Source organism: Buchnera aphidicola (Chaetogeoica yunlongensis) (genome assembly GCA_039829965.1).
Taxonomy (GTDB): Bacteria; Pseudomonadota; Gammaproteobacteria; order Enterobacterales; family Enterobacteriaceae; genus Buchnera_B; species Buchnera_B aphidicola_BA.
Map to the genome: position 1 here is coordinate 344765 of CP139909.1, position 25699 is coordinate 370463.

The 25699-nt window shown below is 22.1% G+C and carries 24 protein-coding genes and 2 tRNA genes; 18 read left to right on the forward strand and 8 right to left on the reverse strand.

Features of this window, described 5'->3' with window-relative positions; genetic code table 11:
* Positions 1–35: 35 nt before the first annotated feature.
* A tRNA-Cys gene (locus tag UAR70_01505) sits at positions 36–108 on the reverse strand.
* A gap of 212 nt (positions 109–320) precedes the next feature.
* On the opposite strand from UAR70_01505, the gene UAR70_01510 reads away from it, so the two are divergent.
* Positions 321–405 (forward strand) — tRNA-Ser (locus tag UAR70_01510).
* Positions 406–423: 18 nt separating this feature from the next.
* Here the strand turns inward: UAR70_01510 and murJ are convergent.
* Complete coding sequence (gene murJ, locus UAR70_01515) at positions 424–1974, reverse strand: murein biosynthesis integral membrane protein MurJ (protein XBC39549.1); 1551 nt, start codon at positions 1972–1974, stop codon at positions 424–426.
* Positions 1975–3209: 1235 nt separating this feature from the next.
* On the opposite strand from murJ, the gene flgB reads away from it, so the two are divergent.
* From flgB to UAR70_01550, 7 genes are all read left to right on the forward strand, one after another.
* Entirely contained in the window at positions 3210–3614 is a 405-nt protein-coding gene (gene flgB, locus UAR70_01520) for a flagellar basal body rod protein FlgB (protein ID XBC39550.1), read from the forward strand.
* Positions 3615–3622: 8 nt separating this feature from the next.
* A complete protein-coding gene (gene flgC / locus UAR70_01525; GenBank protein ID XBC39551.1) occupies positions 3623–4033 on the forward strand; it encodes a flagellar basal body rod protein FlgC in 411 nt (136 codons plus the stop codon).
* A 386-nt stretch (positions 4034–4419) separates the two neighbouring features.
* Entirely contained in the window at positions 4420–5160 is a 741-nt protein-coding gene (gene flgF / locus UAR70_01530; GenBank protein XBC39552.1) for a flagellar basal-body rod protein FlgF, read from the forward strand.
* Positions 5161–5195: 35 nt separating this feature from the next.
* Positions 5196–5978: a flagellar basal-body rod protein FlgG gene (gene flgG, locus UAR70_01535; protein XBC39553.1), complete on the forward strand. Its 783-nt coding sequence runs from the start codon at positions 5196–5198 to the stop codon at positions 5976–5978.
* Between the two features lie 86 nt (positions 5979–6064).
* Positions 6065–6796 (forward strand): flagellar basal body L-ring protein FlgH, encoded by a 732-nt coding sequence (locus tag UAR70_01540; GenBank protein XBC39554.1) that lies wholly within the window; start codon positions 6065–6067, stop codon positions 6794–6796.
* A 107-nt stretch (positions 6797–6903) separates the two neighbouring features.
* Positions 6904–8043 (forward strand): flagellar basal body P-ring protein FlgI, encoded by a 1140-nt coding sequence (locus UAR70_01545; protein XBC39555.1) that lies wholly within the window; start codon positions 6904–6906, stop codon positions 8041–8043.
* A 6-nt stretch (positions 8044–8049) separates the two neighbouring features.
* A complete protein-coding gene (locus tag UAR70_01550; protein XBC39556.1) occupies positions 8050–8511 on the forward strand; it encodes a rod-binding protein in 462 nt (153 codons plus the stop codon).
* Positions 8512–8549: 38 nt separating this feature from the next.
* On the opposite strand, the gene UAR70_01555 is transcribed toward UAR70_01550, so the two are convergent.
* A complete protein-coding gene (locus tag UAR70_01555) occupies positions 8550–9140 on the reverse strand; it encodes a ribonuclease E/G (GenBank protein ID XBC39557.1) in 591 nt (196 codons plus the stop codon).
* Positions 9141–9145: 5 nt separating this feature from the next.
* Entirely contained in the window at positions 9146–9787 is a 642-nt protein-coding gene (locus UAR70_01560; protein ID XBC39558.1) for a ribonuclease E/G, read from the reverse strand.
* 160 nt (positions 9788–9947) lie between these two features.
* Between UAR70_01560 and UAR70_01565 the strand changes: the two genes are divergently transcribed.
* The 10 genes from UAR70_01565 to UAR70_01610 all read left to right on the forward strand — a co-directional run bounded on the left by UAR70_01565 (position 9948) and on the right by UAR70_01610 (position 18180).
* Positions 9948–10892: an RluA family pseudouridine synthase gene (locus tag UAR70_01565; protein XBC39559.1), complete on the forward strand. Its 945-nt coding sequence runs from the start codon at positions 9948–9950 to the stop codon at positions 10890–10892.
* Positions 10893–11093: 201 nt separating this feature from the next.
* Complete coding sequence (gene rpmF, locus UAR70_01570; GenBank protein ID XBC39560.1) at positions 11094–11282, forward strand: 50S ribosomal protein L32; 189 nt, start codon at positions 11094–11096, stop codon at positions 11280–11282.
* A gap of 190 nt (positions 11283–11472) precedes the next feature.
* Positions 11473–12408: an acyltransferase domain-containing protein gene (locus tag UAR70_01575; GenBank protein XBC39561.1), complete on the forward strand. Its 936-nt coding sequence runs from the start codon at positions 11473–11475 to the stop codon at positions 12406–12408.
* 1 nt (position 12409) lies between these two features.
* A complete protein-coding gene (gene fabG, locus UAR70_01580; GenBank protein XBC39562.1) occupies positions 12410–13150 on the forward strand; it encodes a 3-oxoacyl-ACP reductase FabG in 741 nt (246 codons plus the stop codon).
* A gap of 114 nt (positions 13151–13264) precedes the next feature.
* Positions 13265–13507: an acyl carrier protein gene (gene acpP, locus UAR70_01585; GenBank protein XBC39563.1), complete on the forward strand. Its 243-nt coding sequence runs from the start codon at positions 13265–13267 to the stop codon at positions 13505–13507.
* Positions 13508–13717: 210 nt separating this feature from the next.
* A complete protein-coding gene (gene tmk / locus UAR70_01590) occupies positions 13718–14383 on the forward strand; it encodes a dTMP kinase (protein XBC39564.1) in 666 nt (221 codons plus the stop codon).
* Positions 14355–15362 (forward strand): DNA polymerase III subunit delta' C-terminal domain-containing protein, encoded by a 1008-nt coding sequence (locus UAR70_01595; GenBank protein ID XBC39565.1) that lies wholly within the window; start codon positions 14355–14357, stop codon positions 15360–15362. The genes tmk and UAR70_01595 overlap by 29 nt, the downstream gene beginning before the upstream one ends.
* Positions 15363–15385: 23 nt before the next feature.
* Positions 15386–16171 carry a YchF/TatD family DNA exonuclease gene (locus UAR70_01600; protein ID XBC39566.1) on the forward strand — a complete coding sequence of 262 codons (786 nt, stop codon included), beginning with the start codon at positions 15386–15388 and terminating at the stop codon, positions 16169–16171.
* A gap of 146 nt (positions 16172–16317) precedes the next feature.
* Complete coding sequence (gene ptsG, locus UAR70_01605) at positions 16318–17751, forward strand: PTS glucose transporter subunit IIBC (protein XBC39567.1); 1434 nt, start codon at positions 16318–16320, stop codon at positions 17749–17751.
* A 90-nt stretch (positions 17752–17841) separates the two neighbouring features.
* A complete protein-coding gene (locus UAR70_01610) occupies positions 17842–18180 on the forward strand; it encodes a histidine triad nucleotide-binding protein (GenBank protein ID XBC39568.1) in 339 nt (112 codons plus the stop codon).
* Positions 18181–18215: 35 nt separating this feature from the next.
* On the opposite strand, the gene asnS is transcribed toward UAR70_01610, so the two are convergent.
* The 4 genes from asnS to UAR70_01630 form a co-directional block, all read right to left on the reverse strand.
* Entirely contained in the window at positions 18216–19616 is a 1401-nt protein-coding gene (gene asnS / locus UAR70_01615; GenBank protein ID XBC39569.1) for an asparagine--tRNA ligase, read from the reverse strand.
* Between the two features lie 465 nt (positions 19617–20081).
* A complete protein-coding gene (locus tag UAR70_01620; GenBank protein XBC39570.1) occupies positions 20082–21035 on the reverse strand; it encodes a rhodanese-related sulfurtransferase in 954 nt (317 codons plus the stop codon).
* A gap of 74 nt (positions 21036–21109) precedes the next feature.
* Positions 21110–23983, reverse strand: a complete 2874-nt coding sequence (locus UAR70_01625; protein ID XBC39571.1) for a valine--tRNA ligase — start codon at positions 23981–23983, stop codon at positions 21110–21112.
* A 70-nt stretch (positions 23984–24053) separates the two neighbouring features.
* A complete protein-coding gene (locus tag UAR70_01630) occupies positions 24054–25568 on the reverse strand; it encodes a leucyl aminopeptidase (protein XBC39572.1) in 1515 nt (504 codons plus the stop codon).
* Between the last annotated feature and the right edge of the window lie 131 nt (positions 25569–25699).

Sequence of the window (25699 nt, forward strand, 5' to 3'; positions counted from 1 at the left end):
TATTAATTTTTTTATAAGTTTAATAATTTATTTTAAGGCGCATCCCGGAATTGAACCGAGGTAAACGGATTTGCAGTCCGCTACATAAAACCACTCTGTCAATGCGCCATAAAATTTTCTACATTTTAACAATATTAATAAATAATTACAAGGTATTTAAATTGAATTAAAAATAATTTAACAATTTTAAATAAATTTTCTCAATTTAAGAAAAATTAAGTAAATATTTTCTTTTAAAAGATTTAATATAAGAGTATAATACTTTTTTATTTTAATAACAAATATAAATCAATTTAAAATCGAAGTGTTTGTTATTATTAGGAGGAATGGCCGAGTGGTTTAAGGCGGCGGTCTTGAAAACCGCTGATGAGAAATCATCCGAGAGTTCGAATCCCTCTTCCTCCAAATTATTTGTATATTTTTTTAAGGACTTTTAACTTTATCAAACGGTGATAAAAAATGATTTAAACGAATTCCTAAACAATATAAAGTTAATAAATAACCACTACCAGAAAATATACATGTATATAACAAACGAATTATTTTGAAAAATAAACGGTGTTCACATTCAATAGGAAATATTTTAATATTTATAAATAATAAAATAAACATTACTATAGCTGAAATAACAATTTTTGATAGAAAATTAAACCAGTTTTTTGAAGTAATAAATATATTATTTTCACATAATTTTTTATACAACAAAAAAAAATTTATCCAAGAAGATATACTAATAGCTAAAGCAAAACTAGTATATTGAAGATTTTTTATAAAAATAAGATTTAAAAATTGTGTTAATATTACAATAAAAATAGAAATTCTCATTGGAGTTTTTATATTTTGATTTGAATAAAAACCAACTAATAAGATTTTTATTAAAACAAATGGAAGTACTCCAATAGAATAAAATTCTAAAATTTTTTTCGTCATAATGACGTCATTATAAGTAAATGCACCATACTTAAATAATATAGTTATTAAAGATTCAGAAAGCATAAATAATATTATAGCGCTAGGAATAACTAATATAAACACAAGTTTTAGAGCCCAATTTAATAAATTAGAATATTCTTTATGATTTGCATTATTAATACTTTTAGATAATAAAGGCAACAGCAAAGTACTTAATGAAACTCCAAAAATACTAGAAATGAATTCTATTAATCGATCTGAATAATAAATCCATGATATAGATCCTGATATTAAAAATGAAGAACTCATTGTAGCAATTATTATCGATATCTGATTTATTGATGTTCCTAAAATCACTACGCTAATTTGTTTCAAAAATTTTATTAAACCTAAATTTAGTACATTAAATTTAGGAAATACCAACATGTTAATTTTTATTAAGTAAGGAAAATGATATAACAATTGAAGTATTCCACCTACTATAATAGCCCAAGCTAAAGAAAAAATTTTAGGATTAAAATAAGGTGTCATAAATATCATAAAAATTATTATACTAATATTCAAAAAAATTGAAGAACATGCGGGCATAGAAAAATAATTCCATGAATTCAAAATTGACCCTGTTAAAGACGATAAAGAAATAAGGAGTACGTATGGAAACATTACTTTCAACAATTGAGAAGTTAAATATAACTTATCCGGGTGATTAAAAAATCCTGGAGCACAAATATTAATAATGTCAGAAGCAAAATATATTCCAAATATTGTGAATAAACTTAAAACTACTATCATAAAACCAAAAATATTTGCAATAAAATTTTTTGTCGACTTAATATCTTTATTAATTTTATATTCTGATAAAATAGGAATGAAAACTTGAGAAAAAGAGCTTTCAGCAAAAACACGACGAAACAAATTTGGCACTTTAAATGCTAAAAAAAAAGAATCTGTTATTCCGGATGCACCAAACATATATGCAAGTAATAAATCTCGTACGAAACCTAATATTCTAGATATAAAAGTTACAAAACTTAAAGATATCAATGATTTTAAAATATTCACAATAAAACTACCTTTTTACAATCTTAAATTATATCGTCTAAAATTAAGTGATAAATTATTACTTCAGTATTTAATATATGTTAAATTTGTATTTCGTTTTTAAAAATTTAAATTTTATATTTCATATTGTGTAAATTGAAAACTTTTTAACATACAAAATCAATTAATTAAAATAAATAAAAAGGAATGTTAATAATGAAATTTTATAAATGTTTTAAAAACTATACTAAAAAAATATTCTTAAAAATTAAACATGCTAAAAAAATTTAAATTACAAATAAATTATATTGTAAAATTTAATTTTACAGCTATTCACATCAAAAACTTAAAATTTTACGTTTTCTAACCATATATAATATTATTTAATATTTCATCTTTAAAATTGAATACACTTCATGTTTACAAAATAATTAAATAATTTTATTTTACAAAAAATCAATAACGATTTTTATCATGATATTTATTATACTTATAAATTTATATTTTAGTATTTAATAGTACCTTTTCATTTTTATTTTTAAAAGAAATATTTATAGCTTTATCAAATAATATTTTTGAAAAATTTTAAAACATATAAAATAAATTTTAATTTTTAATTTTTAATAATCAAAGCAAGATAAACTCTAACTATTTATTTTTGAATCATTATTTTTAAAATATTTTTGTACTCATAAAACTTAATATTAATTTATAATTTGAAAAAAATAACATGAATAAATCTTTAAATATTTATTTCTTTTTGAAAAATATAATTGAATTCTTCTTTGTTTGAAAATATATTTAAAAAACATAATCTAATAATTAAAATCTTGTATGCAAATTAGAAAAAATATATGATTCTACACTATAAACTATTTTACTTAAATATAATTTACCTGAATTTAGGAATATTTTAAAATAAATCAATGACAATTTATTAAACTAATAGTTTAACATTATTAATGATTAAAAATAAAATAATATACATAAAATCACTTAAAAATAAAAATATTCTTACTTATAGTATAAAATTATTAATAATAATACATTTAAAACTTTCTCCTTAAGTTGTATTATATATGAATATATACTAAAATAAATGCAATAAAAATAAATAAATTTGAAACATTTACAATAAATTTAATTTATTTTTCTTGTATGTTTAAAAATATTATATATTTTACATGTGTTACAATAACTTAAAAAATAAAATCACTATAAAAACAAATATTTATAACTCAATTTAGAGGTTACGTATGTTAGATAAAATAAATCATGATCTTAATAAAACTAAATTATCTTTAAACTTGCATTCGTATCGACAATCATTATTAGCATCTAATATTTCTAATGCAAAAACACCAAAATATCAAGCGTCTGACATAAACTTTTCTAAAATATTTAATAAAATATTAGATATAGCTCATGAAGTAGCAAAAAAAACCTTAAGCACAACATCTAACAAACACATTAAAAACAAAAATAATTCAAAAAACTTTGAACAAAATAAATTACTAAATAATAATTATGTTTCTAAAAACGGAGCAGTTAACGTTGATATTGAAAAAATAAAATTTGTTCATAACGGTTTAAAATATCATGCAGACGTAGTATTTATTAATAACAAACTTAGAAATATTACAAACGTCCTACAAGGATGATATAAGATATGTCATTATTTAGTATTTTTGATATTGCAGGATCATCATTAATCGCACAATCAAAAAAAATGTCTATTCACGCAACAAATTTAGCTAATATTGATTCCTTAATATACACCAATAAAAAATTAAGTCCTTATATCGCTAAAAAAGTAATACTAAAATTTAACTCTTGTTTAAAAAATAAGTTAGGAGGAGTTAAAATAGATAAAATTATTGATGATAAATCTCCTTTAAAATCAATATATAATCCTAATAGTCCTATCGCAGATTCGAGTGGGTTTGCTAAAACATCAAATGTGAATTTAATTTCAGAGACAATTGATGCCATTACAGCAGCGAGAGATTTTGAAACAAATTTAGAAATGCTAAATACAACAAAAAATTTAATTATGAAAACATTAACTATTGGTAATTAAAATAAATATCATATATTATTCTACTATAAAATTAATATTTTAGAGATGACAATTCTAAAAAAATTAATAAAGATTATCATTTATAATATTTAGAACAATTTTTGTATAATAATAAAAAACTTTTTGAAAATTTTTTTTAAAATTTTCAAAAAGTAAAAAAAAAATAAAACTATTAAATTGTTATTTTAAGACTTAATAAAAATTAAATTTTAATAAGTACAAAAAATTATAAATTTTTATATTTTTAAAAAGTTGATATAATACGAATTTAATTTATTTTACAAAAAATATATATTCTGAATACTATTTATAGAAATAAAATTTAGAATTTTAAAAAAATATAGACATTTAAATAAATATAATATAGATGAGATTAAATAATTTTTATGGAATCTTTAATAAACACTATAGAAAATACATGTAGTAAAATATTTCAAAACCAGGAAATTATAGCCAATAATATAGCTAATGCTTCTACAACAGGGTTTAAATCAGAATTAGAATCTAAAATTATTTTGTCTCACAATAATAAAAATAATCTTATAGAAACAAAAAATATATACAAACATTATAAAAATAATACTCAAGGAATGTTCAAAAAAACAAATCAACCTCTAGACTTTGCTATTAAAAATAAAAACAGTTGGTTTGTAATAAAACTTAATCCTAAAACTATTGCTTATACTAAAAACGGACATTTTAAAATAAATTCAAATAGAAAATTAATGATCCAAAATCATGCAGTATTAGGAACTAATGGTGACATTGTCATACCAAATAACACAGAAATAATTATATCTTCTAATGGTGTAGTAAGTATTAAAAAAGATAATGAAACAAATTATCCTATTGCTAAATTAAGATTTAAAACATTTAATATAAATAATTTAATACATGATAAAAATGGATTTTATTTATTAAATAAAAATTCAAAAATAGAAAAAAACAAAGAAAATAATGCAAACGTTCAGTTAATACCTGGAACATTAGAAGACAGCAATGTAAATTTAGAAGAAAATCTTATTAATATGATTGAAAATTCAAGAAAATTTGACACTCAAATGAAAATTTTGTCTATGTATAACGAGAATACACAATTATATAATAAATTTTTAAACTTAAATTAAATCTTTAACAATTTTCTTAAAAATAAAAGGTAAATATGATTCCTTCATTATGGATTTCAAAAACAGGATTAGATGCTCAACAAATAAATATGGATACCATTGCTAACAATTTAGCCAATATTAGTACAAATGGATTCAAACGTTCCAAAGTAATATTCGAAGATTTAATTTATCATACTGTTCAACAAGCTGGTTCTAAATCTTATGGAGATTCTATATCTCCATCAGGGTTACAGTTAGGAACAGGTGTTACACCAATATCTACTGAACGTGAACATAACCAAGGACATCTTTCAAAAACAAATTCTCTTAAAGATATAGCAATAAATGGAAACGGTTTTTTTCAAGTACAACTTTCTGACGGAACAGTTGCATATACTCGAGATGGATCCTTTAGAATAGATCAAAATGGTCAATTAGTAACAAATAATGGATTTTTAATTCAACCAACAATTAGTGTTCCATCTAATGGGAGTAATTTGCATGTAAGCAGAGATGGAATTATGACAGTTACTGTTCCTGGACAACCTACACCGCTACAAATTGGACAAATAAATTTATATAATTTTATTAATAGTTCTGGATTATCAAATTTAGGAGAAAACCTATATCAAGAAACCGAAGCATCTGGTAATCCTATATCTTCTATTCCAGGTGCTAATGGAACAGGATTATTGTATCAAGGTTATGTAGAAACATCTAATGTAAACGTTGCAGAAGAATTAGTAAATATGATTCAAACACAAAGAGCATATGAAATAAATAGTAAAGTCATTACTGCTTCGGATCAAATGCTGCAAAAATTATCACAACTATAATTAGTTTAAAAAAACATGATTTAATTATTTGTAATTTCATGATTTAATTAAATATATTAATTATAAATAAAAACTTTCTCTGTTGTATGGTGACTAAGTTGTTTACTTTAAAAAAAAAATATCTTTTATTAACTACAGTAATAATAATACTTAACGGATGCGCAATTCATTCTAATTCTAAATTAAATGAACAAAAACATGAAAATATTGATAAAAACGACTCTGTTAAACAAAAATCTAAATCAATGAATATTTTTAATTTTCCAAAAAATGAATTTAACAATACTTCTTTTGAAAAATTTTTTGAAAATTATACACCACAAAAAGTAGGAGATACATTAACTGTAATTTTACAAGAAAATATGACAGCTAGTAATAATATCTCTAATAATTTTATAAACAAAGAAAACACTGGAATTGGTATAAATCATGGCTATGAAAAAAAAAATAATTCACCCGAAAAAAAAAATCATTTATTCGAATTCAATACAGCTATTAAAAATGATTTTATAGGAAGAGGTGGGTCCTTTGCTAATAATAAAATTGTTGGACTAATAACAGTCACAATTAATAAAATATTACCTAATGGAAATTTAGAAGTATCAGGAAATAAAAACATTGTAATAAATAATGGAACAGAAAAAATACGATTTTATGGAATCGTGAATCCTTATACTATTTCTAAAAACAATTCCGTATTATCAACAGAAATTGCTAATACTGATATCACTTATATTAGTGAAAAAAATAACAAATTAAAAAACATAAATTTATTTACTTGGCTTAAAAAAATTTTTTTGAGTTTATTTTCTCTATAAAAATGATTTAAACCTTAAAAATCTAAACATAACAGTATTATTTAAATAATATTAAAAAATAGTATTTCATATCTATCACAATGAATTTAATAAAATTAGAGCATAATATGTTAAAAAAATATATTTTAATTAGTTTATTATGTTTATTTAGTACACCTGTTTTAGCTTATAAAATTAGAGATTTAATCACTATACAAGGAATAAGAAATTATCCATTAATAGGTTATGGATTAGTGATTGGGCTTGATGGAACTGGAGATCAAACTAATCAAATACCTTATACAACGAATTCAATAAAAAACATGTTATCAAAACTTGGAACAAATATTCCAAATGATAAAAATACTCAATTTAAAAATATTGCTTCCGTAATGGTAACTGCTAATTTTCCAAATTTTATTCATATAGGACAACAAATAGATGTTACAGTATCATCTATAGGTAATGCTAAAAGTCTCAAAGGGGGCACTCTTCTTGTAACTCCATTGAAGGGAACTGATAACAAAGTTTATGCTATTGCACAAGGGAACATACTAATTAATACAAAAACATATTTTGATAAAAACTTTGAAAAACAATATTCTCTAGATAATCATTTTAACAATGGTAAAATAATTAATGGAGCAATTATAGAAAAAGAAATTGCTAATTTTAACTTTGGAAATAATAAAACATTAAACTTACAATTAAATAAAGAAGATTTTAATGTAGCAAAAAAAATAAGTAATAAAATTAATAATTTATATCCTAATTCTTCTATTGCTTTAAACTCTAAAACCATTCAAATTCAACTTCCTAATGATATCGATGAACAAGTAACAGTATTAGCTAATATTCAAAATATGAATATACATACACCTATTCAGGATTCCAAAATAATTATTAATACTAGAACAGGTGATATTGTTACTAATCAAATAATTAAAATCAATACTTGTGTTATTAACCATAAAAATATATCAGTAATCGTTAATAATAATAAATCAACTAATAATAAAATTATTTTAAAAATGATTCCTAAAATAGAAAATAACGAGTATATTTATAAATCTAAAACATATAAAAGCTATGATACTCATGAAAATAAAAACATCCAAAAGTACATTAAAATAATAAACCAAAATATTAATCTCAATGATATTATTAATACATTATATTCTATAGGAATAACCACTTCAGAATTAATTTCAATATTACAATCTATGAGTAATGCTGGCTGTTTTCATGCTAAATTAGAGATAATATAAAAAACTATGAATATTGTAAAATTATTAAATTTAATTTTTTTTAACAAAAACAAAAATTCACTTAATGAACAAAAATTTATCATTAAAAAAAATAAAAATAAAACTAAAAACTTTAAAATTTCTCAACAAATAGAAAATTTTTTTCTTTATATGATGTTAAAAAGTATGAAGAAAAATATTTGTAAAAATGAAGCTTGGATTAATACTCAAAAAGAATCTATATATCAAGATATGTATGATCATATTATTACTCAAATATACAGCAAAAAAAGTATAGGATTAGCAAAAATAATAAACAAACAAATAAGTCAAAATCAAAATGAAAGCGTATCAAATAATGATGATCAAGAAAATTTAAAAGTAAATAAAAATTTTTTAGAAAAAATAAATTTTTATAATATAACACATAATAATGATAACATTGCTAATTATATTAATGCTATCAAAAATTCAAAACTAATTTATTAAAAATTTTTAGATTGATATGAAATTATTTATTAATTATGTTATGACATAAGATTTTTACATTTAGAACAAACATTATAATTAACTTTATTCGAAAAATGACCTAAACTTTGTCGTGACATTTCTAGCAAACCAAAACGAGAAATAGATCCTATTTTTACTCTTGCTCTATCTTTTTTTAATAACTTATGTAAATAAAGTTCAATAATTTTTTTATTTTTTAAAAAACTCATATCTATAAAATCAATAATAATCAATCCGCTTATATCACGTAATTTTAATTGTCGACAAATTTCATTAATTGCTTCTAAATTTGTATTTAATGCGGTTTCTTCTAAACTTTGTCCTTGAGTAGATGAACAAGAATTTACATCAATAACTGTTAAAGCTTCTGTAGTATCAATTATAATTTTTCCACCAGATGCAAGTTTAATACTACGTTGAAAAACAACATTAACTTGATATTCTACATCATAATATTGAAACAAAGATTGTTTGCCTTGATATAATTTTATTTTATTTTTAAAATCAGCTCGGTTTAATAAAAAAATATATTTATGTATCACATTCAATAATTTTTTATTATCAACAATAATTTCTTGAACATCTTTTAGTAAATAATCTCTTAACATACAAATTAAAATATTTTTTTTTTATAAATTAAACAAGGAGCTGAATATCTTATTAAAGACTTTTGAATTTTATTCCAATCATTAATACAAAATTCTAAATCCTTTTGTAAAATTTCAATTGATTGGTTTTCTCCAGCAGTTCGAATAATCACCCCCATATTATTAGGAATATTTAACATAGATATCATTTTTTTTAATAAAATTCTATTATGTCCCTTTATCTTTTTTGAAATCCCTTTAACATTAAAATTGTACGGCAGTAATACTAAATAACTTCCAACTAAACTAATAAAAGTTGTTAATAATGCACCTTTTGTTCCTCTTTCATTTTTAATCACTTGTACAATAAATTCTTGTCCTTCTATTAAAGGATGATGAATTTTATAATTACAAGTATTTAAAAATTTTAGAGGAAAATACTCTTTATGAATTTCTTTAAATGGTAAAAATCCATTTCTTTTCAATCCATAATCAATAAATACTGCTTCTAAACTAGATTCTATACGTGTAATTCTACCTTTATAAATGTTTGACATAATTGATTGTCTATCAAAACTTGCTATATCTAAATTACATAGTTTGTTTCCATGAATGATAGCAACACGAATCTCATTTTCATGAATGGAATTAATTAAAATTTTTTTCATTATACAACCATTTTTTTTACAAAATAATATTTCTCTTCAAAAAATAAATCTTAAATAAAAACTTTTATAAAAAATATACAATTAATAAAAATGCATCTATATTATAAAAAATTATTTCACAAAATCCAATTCACTAAATTATATTACCAGGAATCATGTTATGATAAAAAAATCTTTACCTGTGTCTTTTATAAATATCACTAAAAATATTGAAACACAAAGGATAGATAATTTTCTTCAATCAAAATTTAAAACACTACCCAAAAGTCTAATTTACAAAATATTAAGAAACGGTCAAATTAGGGTAAATAAGAAAAGAATAGCACCAAGTTATAAATTACAATCACATGATTGTATTAGAATACCACCTATCTATATAAAAAGCATAAAAAAAATAAAAAAACCTAATGAAAAGTTATCCATGTTGTTTAATAATATAAAATTATATGAAGATAATTATTTATTAATACTCAACAAACCTACAGGATTAGCAGTACATAGTGGTAGTGGAATAAATTATGGAATGATAGAAAATCTTAGAATACAAAGACCAGATGAAAATAATCTTGATTTAGTACATCGATTAGATAGAGAAACTTCAGGTATACTAATAATAGCTAAGAAACGATCAATCTTAAAAAATTTACATACACAACTTAGAGAACGAAAAATAAAAAAAAAATATATTGCATTAGTACATGGAAGATGGCCAAATAAATTAAAATCTATTTCAATGCCATTATCAACAATTACATCAGAAAAACATCAACATATAACAAAAATCAATAAAACTGGAAAAGATTCTATTACACATTTTAAAATCAAAACAAAATATAAAAAACATACTTTAATATCTGTTACTCCAATTACTGGAAGAACTCATCAAATAAGAGTTCACTTATTACATTTAAACTATCCAGTTGTATTAGATAGCAAATATGGAAATAAAGAATTAGATAAACTTATAAAAAATAAATTTAAAGTCAATAGACTATTATTACATGCTGAAAAAATTAAATTTTTTCACCCTTTTTATAAAAAGAATATATCTATTACTGCACCAATAGATTATCAATTTAAAAAAATTTTAAACAATATTACATAAAAATTCATTTTAAAATTTTTATAATTTATAAAAATATTTAATTCATATTAAAAAATATTTTTATTATAAGTATAATGGATTTAAATAAATTTTTTAAATTATTTCTATTCAATAAAGTGTTATCATAAGAATAAAAATTCATTCTTAAAATTATTAAATTTAAAATCTTTACAATAAACAATTTAACAAGAGACTATATTTATGGCTGTTCAAAAAAGCAAACCTAGTAGATCCATACGAGGTAAAAGAAGATCACATGATTCTTTAAAAATACCTTTACTATCTAAAGATAAATTATCTAAAGAAATCCATATTAGACATCATATTACTAATAATGGTTATTATAAAGGAAAAAAAGTCATAGAATTAAATAAAAAACAATTCAAATAAAAATTGTTATAAATAAACAGTGTGTAAGATTAACAACACTCTGTTTATAAATATAATTTAATAAAATTTATACAACTATAATAATCAGATCATCATAAAAATATATATTTAATTTTAAATTTAAAACGTCATTTAAAATAATTAATGCATAGATCTTAAATATAATATTTTCAAAAGGTGCTATAATTAAATGCATAAATATGCAATGCTATTTCCCGGACAGAAATTCAATGAAAAAAAAATATCTTCTTATTTTACTACAAATAAAATATTTCAAAATATATTCACTGATGCATCAGAATATGCCAAATACGATTTATGGAAGTTAATTCATGATTATCCAAATGGAAAAATAAAAAGAAATAAATATCTACAATTAATTAATTTAGTTTCATCTGTTGCAATATATAAATTGTGGATAATGAAACAAAAAATACAACCGACATTAATGATAGGTCATAGCTTAGGAGAATATACTGCATTAATATGTTCTGAATCACTAAAACTATCTGATGCTATAAAATTAATTATTTTACGCTATAAATTTGTGCAAGAAATAATGTTAAATAAAAAAGGTTTAATGACAATTTTAATAGGAATAAATCAGAAAACTATAAAAAAAATTTTATCTAAATATGATACTGAGAAACAAGTTTCTATTGCGTGTATTAACAGTTCTAATCAAATAGTCATATCAGGAGAAAAACATGCCATAGAAAAGATTAATACATATTGTAAAATATTTCAAACAAAAAAAATTATCAATCTTCCTATTGATTTTCCTTATCATTGTTCACTTATAAAAAAAGCTTCACAAAAATTTTCAAAAATATTAGATACTGTTAGATTCAAAAAACCAAAATATTCAGTAATAAGTAGCACTAGTCTAAAACTTCAAAACTCTGAAACATCTATTCGATGCTCATTAAAAAAACAATTATATCGTACTGTAAATTGGCATACTATAATTAAAAATGTACAAAATAATATCACATTGTTTATTGAAGTTAGTTCAGAAAATGTATTAACTAATCTTAACAAAAAAAACACAAATAAATTATCAATGTCTTTAAATAATAATATAAATTTTATAAACACACTAAAATTATTTTATAAAAATATATAATATGAATATTAAAAAAAAAATAGTCGTTATCACCGGTGCTAACAAGGGATTAGGAAAATATATTACACAAGAGTTCTCAAATAAAAAAAAATTCATTGTGATAGGAACATCAACTTCTCAATTAGGTTGCGATAATATAAATAAATACCTAAAAAATAAAGATGGCATAGGAATAAAATTAGATATTACTAATCCTAATAATATTTATAAAGCTATTAATTTTATTTATGAAAAATATGGATTTATTGATATTTTAATCAATAATGCAGGTGTTATACAAGATAAATTATTAATAAATATGACCACAAATGAATGGGAAAAAGTATTAAATGTGAATTTAAATTCAATATTTTACATGTCAAAATCTGTTATTAAACCTATGATAAAAAAAAAACAAGGAAAAATCATAACCATAGGTTCTGCTCTTGCACATATTGGAAGTTTGGGACAAACTAATTATACTGCATCGAAACTTGGATTAGTAGGCTTTCATAAATCATTAGCATTAGAATTAGCTTCTCACGGTATTACTGTTAATATGGTAGCACCAGGATTAATTAAAACGGATATGACTAGTAATTTAAACAAAAGAAAAATAAAAAATTTTCTCTTAAAAATACCTATGAAAAGATTTGGTAAAACAAAAGAAATTTCTAAAACAATCTTATTCTTAACCTCTGACTATGCAAATTATATTACAGGACAAGTAATACACGTTAATGGAGGAATTTATATGCCATAAAATTTACATATTTATATCTTTATCCATAAATAAAGTTAATTCACATACAAATTATCATTATAAATTTAAATTCTAATAACATTACTTCACATGTCTTATTAAAAAAATAATTATATGAAAAACATAAAAAAAAAAGTACAACAAATTATTATGCAACAACTAAATATCACAGAACAAGAAATCACTGATACATCACTCATTGTAAAAGATCTAGGTGCAGATTCATTAGATATAATCGAACTAATCATGTCTTTTGAAGAAGAATTTGATATAGAAATTTCAGATGAAGAAATTGAAAAAATTACTTCAATACAATCACTATTAGAATTAATAAAAAAACACACTATAGAAAAATAAAAAAAAATTTTTTGTAATCTATATCACTATACGTTTATATACATAAATAATTAATATTAAAACATCTATATAAATAATTACTTGAATTTAAACAAAAAATATTACAATTTTTATATAGAGTTTCTAAAAAATTAATATAAAATTAATAACTGATGATAAAACATAATATATTAAAAATATTACAATAAAATTTCTTTCGGTGTAAATAATATGTCAGAAGGTAAATTTATAGTTGTTGAAGGAATCGAAGGATCTGGAAAAACTACTATATGTAAAAAAATAATAAAAAAAATATTATATCAACATAATATAACTAATACTATATATGTCAGAGAACCTGGAAGTACACCTTTATCAGAAAAAATTCGTCACTTATTAAAGTTTGAAAATAATATAAATGAAAAAATAAGTAATGAAACAGAATTATTACTATTTTATGCTGCTAGAATGCAACTAATCAATAATATAGTTAAACCTAAATTAAAAAAAGGAATTTGGGTAATTGGAGATAGACATATTTTATCATCATTTGCATATCAATCTGTAAAAAAAAATACAAATATAAATGTTATTAGTTCATTAAATTCTTTATTTTTAAAAAACTTTTATCCAAATATAACTTTTTATTTAGATGTAATTCCAGAAATTGGACTAAATAGAATAAAAAATAGAATAAATATTGATAGAATAGAAAAAAAAAACATAAAGTTTTTTCATAACGTTAGAAATAATTATTTAAAATTAATTAAGACTTATCCAAAAATAATTAAGATAAATGCTAACTATGATAAAAAAACAGTTCACACATCCTTTAAATCTAAATTTCATTCATGGTTAAATCAAAGAAATGAATTTATACCCTTGGTTAAAAAATGATTACGAAAAAATAATTTATCCACATTATATAAATAAAAACCATCATGCTATTATCATAGAATCACAAACAGGACTTGGAAGTGTTTGTTTACTAAAAAACATTGGATTATGGATATTATGTAAAAATAAAACCATGTATTCATGTGGAATATGTAAAAGTTGTCGACTTATGCATACCAATAATCATCCTGATTGGCACGACTTAAAATTACTACAACATTTTTCTAAAGACCTTTCAAAAAAAATAAGTATCAATACTATTAGGTACATATCTAATATTATTTTCAAAAGTGCTCATCAAGGAGAAAACAAAATTATATACATTTCAAATATTAATGATTTAACAGAATCGGCTATTAATGCTTTATTAAAAATAGTTGAAGAACCACCAAAAAACACATATTTTTTATTTATAAACTATATTCCACATAAATTTATTTCTACATTAAAAAGCAGGTGTATCATTTATAATATATCTACTCCAAAAATTCAAAAAAGTATACAATGGTTAAAAAAAAAATATCCAAATTTAAACAAAACTGAATATATTACTGCATTAAAAACCAACCATGAAGCTCCACTGCTAGCAGAAAAATATATTACTTCATCCTGTCCTCAAGAAAGAAAACTGTTTTTTAAATATTTTTTGCATTCCATTCAAAAAAAAAATTTATTACATATAATTGACATAATAATAAAAACTAAAAATTTAGAAAAAAAAATTTTTTGGATATGTAGTATTATTTTAGATGCAATAAAATGGAAATATAATATTAATCAAACTATAATTAATATTGATCAAATAAATATTATAAAAATTTTATCATTAAAATTTTCAATCAAACTATTAAGTCAAAGTTATCAATTATGGATAAATTGTTTAAAAACAATTAAGAATATCCCAAATATTAACTTAGAATTATTACTTATTAAAAAAATATTATCTTGGGAAGAAATTTTAAAAATTTTTATTACTTAACTAAATTTTATTTTGGAAAAAAAATGTTTCTCGTAGATTCTCACTGTCATTTAGACCTTCTAAACTATACTAGTATACATTCAGACTTAAATGATGTAATAAAAAAATCAGAAAGTAAAGGTATTAAATTAATACTTACAGTATCTACATCTATAAAAAATTTTTGTGATTTATTACATTTCATAAAAAATAATAACAAAATACTTTTATCTTGTGGGATTCATCCCTGTAACATACCAAAAAACAAAAATGATATATCAAAATTAAAACAATATGCTACAAGCAACAAAGTTCATGCAATAGGAGAAACTGGTTTAGATTATATTTCTACACATGATAAAAAATCTCAACAAATATTATTTAGAAAACATATAAGAATTGCTAAAAAATTAAATAAACCTTTATTAGTTCATACCAGAAAAGCAATAAATGATACGATAAATATTTTAAAAGAAGAAAACACAACAAGCAATAAAGTTATTTTTCATTCATTTACCGAAAATATTCATTTTGCAAAAATATTATTAGATATGGGATTTTACATCTCTTTTTCTGGAATAGTTACTTTTAAAAACGCTAATATTGTAAGAGAAACAGCTAAATTTGTACCGATAGAAAACATGCTAATTGAAACCGACTCTCCTTATTTATCTCCAGTCCCATATAGAGGAAAAGAAAACCAACCAGCATATCTTTATAAAACTACATCGTTTATTTCCAAACTAAAAAAAATAGATCCTGATAATTTTTCACAACAAACTACAAAAAATTTTTTAAAATTATTTAACTATTCGCTAAATTCACTTTAAAATAATTATCTTAATATTTATAAAAAAAATTGTTAGATTATATGATTACATGTTTATGTATTATCATAAATGTATTTAAAATAAAATTTAAAAAAAATCTTTAAAAAAAATACATATAAAAATTAAATTATAGGAAATATAAAAAAATGTTTAAAAATACATTTTCATGTTTACAAAAAATAGGTAAATCACTCATGTTACCGGTATCTGTTCTCCCAGTTGCTGGAATTTTATTTGGTATAGGTTCAGCTAACTTCACTATTGTTCCTCATACTTTCTCAAAAATATTAGCTGAAGCTGGAGGTTCAGTTTTTTCTAATATGCCTTTAATTTTTTCTATTGGAATAGCATTAGGTTTTACTAAAAATGATGGAGTTGCAGCATTAGCTGCAGTAATATCACATGGAATGATGATGAAAACGTTATCAATAACTTTACCTATTATTTTAAACATATTAGAAATAAATATTAATCAAAAATATTTATTAGATACAGGAATATTAGGAGGAATAATATCTGGATCAATTTCTGCTTACATGTTTAATAAATTTTATCGTATACAACTACCAGATTATTTAGGATTTTTTACCGGGAAAAGATTTATACCAATTATTTCAGGATTTACTGCAATATTGTTTGGTTTTATTTTATCAATTATATGGCCTCCATTGGGTTATATAATTAAAGTTTTTTCCGAATGGGCTGCATATCAAAATCCTAATTTAGCATTTTGTATTTATGGAACTGTTGAACGTGCATTAGTGCCATTTGGATTACATCATATATGGAACGTTCCTTTTCAAATGCAAATAGGAGAATATAACAATGGATTTGGACAAATTTTTCATGGGGATATTGCTAGATATATGGCTGGAGATTCTACTGCAGGAAAACTATCTGGTGGATTTATATTCAAAATGTACGGTTTACCTGGTGCTGCATTAGCTATTTGGAAATGTGCTAATAAAAAACACAAATCTAATATAGGAGGAATTATGATTTCTGGAGCTCTAACTGCTATCTTTACTGGAATTACAGAACCTATTGAGTTTTCTTTTCTGTTAACAGCTCCAATATTATATGTAATTCATTCAATCTTAGCTGGATTAGCTTTTCCTATCTGCATTCTATTAGATATGAGATCTGGTACAAGTTTTTCACATGGATTAATAGATTTTATAGTTTTAAGCGGAAAAAGTAATAACTTTTGGTTGTTTCCAATAATTGGTTGTCTGTATGGCGCAATATATTTTATTATTTTCTACCTAATGATAAAAATATTAAATTTAAAAACACCTGGAAGAGACAATACTTTAAAAATAACAAAAACTAACAAAACAATACAAGAAATAGCTTTATTAATACTATCGGGGTTAGGTGGAAAAAAAAATATTGAAAATTTAGATTCATGTATTACACGTTTACGTATTACCGTGTTTGAAATATCTAAAATTAATAAAAATATGTTTAAAAATCTTGGAGCTTCTGGTACAATAATTTCTGGTAATGGTATTCAAATTGTATTTGGAACAAAATCAGAAATAATAAAACAAGAAATAGAAAAAATTTGTTCTTTTTAAATAAATATAAAAAAATAAAAATAGCTTTCAAAATTATTTTTAAAATGAAAAACTTTATCTTTACTAACCTAAATAGTCATATAAAAAAGTATGTGTAAAAATATATTTGAAAAAATAATTAAACGTACTATTCCTGCAAATATAATTTATCAAGATCAAGAAATAACTGCATTTCACGACATTAATCCAGTAGCTCCAATACATATTTTAATTGTTCCTAACGTATCAATTAAATCTTTAAATGAGATAAATAAAACAAATAAAAAAATTTTAGGGGAAATGATATATATTGCTGTAAAAATTTCTAAACAATTAAAAATTTCTAATAATGGATATCGTTTAATTATAAATTGTAATAATCACGGAGGGCAAGAAATAAAACATTTACACATTCATTTACTAGGTGGGAAAAAACTTAATAAAATTTAAATTTTCAAAATTACAAAACAATAATCTGACAAATTTTAAAAATCAGATTTATGTATTGTTCTAGGAAAAGGGCATACATCTTTAATATTTTTAATACCTAAAAAGTAAGAAAAAATTCGTTCAAAACCTATACCAAATCCAGAATGTGGAACTGTTCCATATTTTCTAAGATCTCGATACCACCCATAATCATTTTTATTAAGTTTTAATTCATAAAATCTAGAATCTAATATACTTAAACGTTCTTCTCTTTCAGAACCTCCTACGACTTCTCCAATACCAGGAACTAATATATCCATAGCTGATACTGTTTCACCATCATCATTCAATCTCATATAAAAAGCTTTCAAAGATTTAGGATAATTGATTATTATTACAGGAAATTTAAAATATTCTTCTACTAAAAATCTTTCATGATCAGATGACAATTCAGAACCAAAAAACAAATTCTGAGTAGAAAAACGATTGGAATTATTTAATATTTTTATTGCTTCTTTGTATTCTATTTGAAAAAATTTTTTTTTAGAAAAGTCATATAAACGCTTGAAAATATTTTTATCAACAGTATCTTGAAAAAATTTAATATCATTAGAACATTTTTCTAATATAATGTTCACAACATACTTCAACATATTTTCACAAAAATTAATTATATCGTATAATCTTGAAAAAGCAGTTTCTACTTCTAACATCCAAAATTCAGATAAATGTCTACTAGTATTAGAATTTTCAGCTCTAAATATAGGTCCAAAAGCATAAACTTTAGATAACGCGCATGCATACGTTTCTAAAGTTAGTTGCCCTGATACACTTAAAAAACTTTCTTTATTAAAAAAATCTTTTCTAAAATCAACGTCTCCATTTTTATTTATAGGGATTTTTTTAAAATCTAATGTAGAAACTCTAAACATATCTCCAGCTCCTTCAGAATTTAATCCTGTTATAATAGGTGTAGAAACCCAATAATATCCATTCTTATAAAGAAAATTATGAAAAGCATGAAATAAACAATTTCTAACTCTAGAAACTGCACCAAAAAAATTAGTTCTAGCTCTTAAATGAGAAAAATTTCTTAAATGTTTCATTGTATGTTTTTTAGATGAAATAGGATATGATCCTGGATTATCTATTAAACCAAGTACTTTTATATCATTAGCTTTAACATCATATTTTTGATTATTACCAATCGATTTTATTAATTTTCCAAAAACTATTATCGAACAACCAGAAGTTAGTTTTAAAATTTCATTAGCATAGTTTTGTAACTTGTTTTGTGCTAAAACTTGAATACAATACACGCATGATCCATCATAAAGATCAATGAAAGATAAACCCATTTTAGATGTTCGTTTGTTTTTTATCCATCCTTGAATACAAATAGAACTATTTAATTTTATTTTATCTAAAAATACATCCGAAATTGAGACTATAGTCATTTAATTACCTTTTAACCATATCAAATATTCATTTAAATTCATTGTATTAATAATATATGTAATAATATTACACCTAAATATGTACATAACTGTTGTAATTTTGTTTAAAAAATTAATTTAACAATGTTAAATTCATTAAATATTTTATATTATAAAACTATATAAAAATTTTAGACATTGTTTTTTTTAAATGAAATTATAATATATAAAAAATTTTTATTTATAAAAAAAGTTTTTTAATTTTACTTAAAAACATTATAAATTTAATAGAAATATATTACTAAACACAAAATGAATATAAATCATTGTAAATTCCTTACATAATACTCTATGTATAAATATGTACATATAAATAAACTAGTACTGTAATATTTTATGAACAAAATTAAAAATTACTAAAACTAATTACCAAATTCAAACATATTCCACTAAAATCTTAACAAAACAAACCATAAATAAAAAATATTAAGAATATTTATATTTTTTACGTAAATAATTTATACAATTTATTGAACAACAACTATGGAATTTTTTACGACATGAACGACATTGAATAAATAAATTATGACAAAAATTATTAAAACAATTTGTATACACATCACATACACAACTACATTGTTTACATACGCCTAAAATATCATTAGAAACTTTTTCACTCATTCTTTCATCAAAAACAAAATTCTTTCCTTTAAATTTAATTGGTAATTTATTTTTTTTTGCATCGTTTACATATTTAATAATCCCTCCTTTAATATGATAAACATATTTAAATCCATTGTATTTTATCCATGCTGTAGACTTTTCACATCTAATTCCTCCAGTACAATACATAATAATTTTTTTATCTCGATAATTTTTTAAAAAATCAACTAAATTATGTAATTGTTCTCTAAATGTATTAACTGGATAATTTATTGCATTTTCAAAATGACCAATTTGATATTCATAATTATTTCTCATATCTACAAATATAGAATCTCGATCTTCAAACATAATATTCACTTCTTCAGCAGATAAATATTTTCCTACAATGTTTGAATTAAAAAAATCTACAGATAAGTCATCACACAGTAACTTTTTTTTTACTTTTATACGCAATACCCAAAATGATTTTCTATAATCTAATGCTTCATTAATATCTATATTTTTAAAAATAATAAAAAAATTTTTCATAAAAGTAATAAATTTTTTATACGATTTCTTTAAAATACTCACTTGAGCATTAATTCCTTCATTAGCAATATACACCCTCCCCAAAACATTAAATTTTGAAAAAAATTTATACAATGAATCACGAAATTTTTTTGGTTCTTTTATAAAAATATATTTATAAAATGAAACCGTAATACGTGAATTTTTATCAAAAATCATAGAATTTCTTAAAACCATATTAGAATGTGTATTATGTAAAAAACGCATAAATAAACCTTAAGTATAGAATATTGATCAAAATATATAAAAATTAATAAATATTAATTATTTTTTATTTATAATTAAACTTTTAATATATGTTTTTTTTTAAGAAGTAATTGACATTCTTTTTCTTTATAAAGAGTTAATTGTTTTTTGTATTTATCAATAATATAATTGGGCGCTTGATTAATAAATTTTTGATCTTGTACTCTTTCATATAACCTACTAATTTTTAGCTGAATTTTAAAAATTTCTTTTTCTAAATCTTTTAGTATTAATTCTTTTGAAAATGTTTCTGAATAAGGAATTAATACTTCAGCACCATAGATTAAACGTGACTCAAGAAACTCATTTAAATTATTATTAGTAGCAATAATAGTAATTGTTTTTAAATAAGATATTTTTTTTATATAACTTTGATATTTTTCTATTAAATTATTAACTTTACAATTAACATTTTTAAAAAATATAGGTATTAATGTATTAAACGGAAGTTTTAATTTTTTTCTAAATTGTTTTATTACTAAAAATAAATTCTTAATCCAATCCATATCTTCTATAATATTTTCACTGGCTAACATCTCATTATGTTCTGGAAAACTTTGTAACATGATGGTTGTATTACATCCTTTTTTTAAGAAATGTTTCAGTTTTTGCCAAATTTCTTCAGTAATAAAAGGAATTATAGGATGTGCTAAACGTAATATAGACTCTAAAACAAAAACCAATGTATATTTTGTATTTTTTGATTCTAAATTGGAATCAGAAACAATGTATGGCTTAGATAATTCTAAATAAATATCACAAAATTTATTCCATATAAATTCATATAACATATTAGCAGCAAGATCAAATCTATAATTATCCAAAGCATATCTATAATTTTTTACCAAAACATTAAATTCAACAATAATCCATTTGTCAGATAACAATACATTTTGATTCATAGGATATATGTCTATAAATTCTATTTTATTAATATTCATTAATACAAACCGACTAGCATTCCATAATTTATTACAAAAATTTCTATATCCATATAAACGATTAATATTCCATTTTATATATCTTGTAGGTGAAGACAATGCTGCACAAGTAAATCTTAATGCATCCGTTCCTGAAGAAGTAATTCCATTAGGAAATAAACTTTTAGTTTGTTTTTTAATTATATTTACATGTCTTGAAATCATCATATTATTTGTGCGTTTTTGGATTAATTCTTCTAAAGATATTCCATAAATCATATCTAATGGATCAATTACATTTCCCTTAGATTTAGACATTTTTTGACCATTTTCATCACAAATTAAACCAGTAATATAAACTTTTTTAAATGGAACTTTATTTTGTTCTGTTTTATTTCGTATCATATGCATGCTTAACATAATCATTCGAGCAATCCAAAAAAAAATTATATCAAAACCACTAACAATTACATTTGTAGGATAAAATCGATTAAAAAAATTGTTTATATTAGGCCAACCTAATGAAGATAATACCCATAAACTGGAAGAAAACCATGTATCTAAAACATCATTTTCTTGATTCAAAACAATATTTTTTGATAAAGAATATTTTTTTCGAACATCATTTTCATCATGACCAACATAAATATTATTTTTAATATCATACCAAATAGGAATACGATGCCCCCATATTAATTGTCTAGAAATACACCAATCTTGAATATTGTTCATCCAAGAATAATAAATTTTTTCATATTTTTTAGGTATGAATACAATATCTCCATTCTTAACAGCTTTAATTGCAGTTTTAGATAACAAAGTAACATTTAAATACCATTGATCAGTTAAAAATGGCTCAATAATAGATCCACTTCTCTCTCCATAAGGAATAACTAAATCATGTGATTCAATTTTTTCTAATAATTGTAAAGATATTAATGTTTCTACAATTTTATCTCTTGCAACCAGACGATCTAAATTATGGAATTTCTTAGGAATATGCTCATGATACACACTACAGTGTTTTCCAAAAATATCGTAAGATTGTATAAAATTTAAAATTGTTCCATCTTCTTTTAAAATATTAATTATAGGTAATTTATGTCTAATAGCAACTTTATAATCATCAAAATCATGCGCTGGCGTTATTTTTACACATCCCGTTCCTTTTTTAGGATCTACAAACTCATCACCAACAACAGGAACTATTCTATTAATAATGGGTACTAAAACTTTTTTACCAATATATTTTTTATAACGATTATCACCTGGATTAACTGCTATTGCTGTATCTCCAAATAATGTTTCAGGACGAGTGGTAGAAACAACGATATAATTTTTTAACTTATTATTATCATTCTTTATATTATTTTCTAATAAAGAATACTTTATGTACCACATTTTCCCTACTAATTTTCTATGTTCTACTTCTAAATCAGAAATTACAGTTTTTAAAATAGGATCCCAATTTACTAATTTTTTTCTTTTATATATTAAATTTTCTTTATATAAAATTATAAATGCTTTTCTAACAGAATATGAAATTTTAGCATCTAAAGTAAATCTTTCTTGTGTCCAATCTACTGAAATTCCTAATGTGCGCATTTGATGAGTAATCATTTTTCCAAATTTATTCTTCCATTCCCAAATCTTTTCTAAAAAAATTTCACGACTATACTGTCGAATAGTTTTTTTTTCCTCATGTAACATTTTTTTTTCAACTAAAATTTGTGTTGCAATACCTGCATGATCAGTTCCAACTTGCCAAAAGGTATTTTTTCCCTGCATACGATTATATCTTATTAAGATATCCATAATAGTTTGTTGAAATGCATGACCAAGATGCAAATTACCAGTAATGTTAGGAGGTGGAATAACTATACAAAAATTAGACCTATCAAGTTTTCCATCTGGTTTAAAATAACCATTTTTTTCCCAAAAGGTATATATTTTATTTTCAATTTGTAAAGGATTGAAATGTTTTTTCATGATATGCAACCTAACAAATATAATTTGATATTTATATTATATAAACGTTAACAGATAAATAATATCTGTTTTACAAAATATTATTTTTTGATTGATTTATTAAAAACTGAGATAATAAATCAATTGGACGACCAGTAGAACCTTTATTTTTACCCGAAATCCATGCAGTACCAGCAATATCTAAATGAGCCCAAATATATTTTTTAGCAAAATTAGACAAAAAACAAGCAGCAGTAATCATTCCAGCTGAATTGTTTCCAATATTAGTCATATCAGCAATATTTGAATTTAAATCTTTATAATACTCTTTAAATAAAGGCATTTCCCATATTAAATCTCCAGTTTGATTACTGGACCGTTGTAAATCCTGCACTAAATTTTTATTATTAGATAATACACCAGTAACATATGTTCCTAATGCAACAACACATGCACCAGTTAAAGTAGCAATATCAAGCACAATATCAGGATTGAATTTGTCTACATAGGTTAACACATCACATAATATCAATCTTCCTTCAGCATCTGTATCTAAAATTTCTACTGTTTTGCCAGACATAGTTGTTAATATATCACCTGGACGAAAAGATTTACTACCAACCATATTTTCAGACGCTGCTAATACTCCTATTAAATTTAATGGTAATTGTAATTCAGCTACTATAGACATTAAACCAAAAACTATTGATGCACCTGACATATCAAATTTCATCTCATCTAATTTAGAAGAAGGTTTAATCGAAATTCCTCCTGCATCAAATGTAACACCCTTACCTATTAACACAATATTCTTAACCTTATTATCTGTACTACCTTTATATTTAATAATAGACATTAAAGACTTATTATTAGATCCCATACCTACTGATACATACGCATTCATACCTAAATTTTTCATATCTTGGTAATTGACTATATCTATAGTTATACAATTAGGATAATTTTGAGATAATTCTATTGCTTTAGTAGCTAAATAAGTAGGATTACAAATATTAGGAGGCATATTAGAAAGATCTTTAGAAATTTTTTTACCTTTAGAAATAGCTAATCCATATTTAATTGCATTATTTCCTAAAACAATATCATTATCTGAAAAAACACTAAAATTAATACTATCTATTAAACTAGTAATTTTTTTTTTGTTTGTATCTGTTTTGAAATTTTTGAAAGAATACAAACTATCTTCAATTTCAGATATAGCAAATCTAACTTTCCAATATATATCAATACCTTCAATATTTAATTCAGTGAGAAAATAAGTTATAGTTTTTAATGATAAATTCTTAATAATTTTAATACTAGTTTGAAACAATTGTTTATATCTATCAGCATTTAAATCTTTTCTTCGTCCACACCCCAATAATATAATTTTAGTACTATATACATTAGGAATAGAATACAAAAATAAAGATTCGTTAAATTTTCCAAAAAAATCCTTATTTTTTATTAATTGATTGATATAACCATTAGAATCTTCATCAATTTTTTTAATTGAAAAACATAATTTAAAATCTTCAAAAATTCCAAATACAAAACAATCACTATGTTGTTTTTCTAAAAATAGTGTCTGAATATTATATTTCATTGTTTTCCTCTAAAAATTATTTAAAAATAATATTTTTTTAAAACACTAAAAAAATTATCTTAAATATGTAAAATATATTTGAAATTAATATAAACAATGTAAAATCATTTTTTGTTTAAAAACTTTTAAAT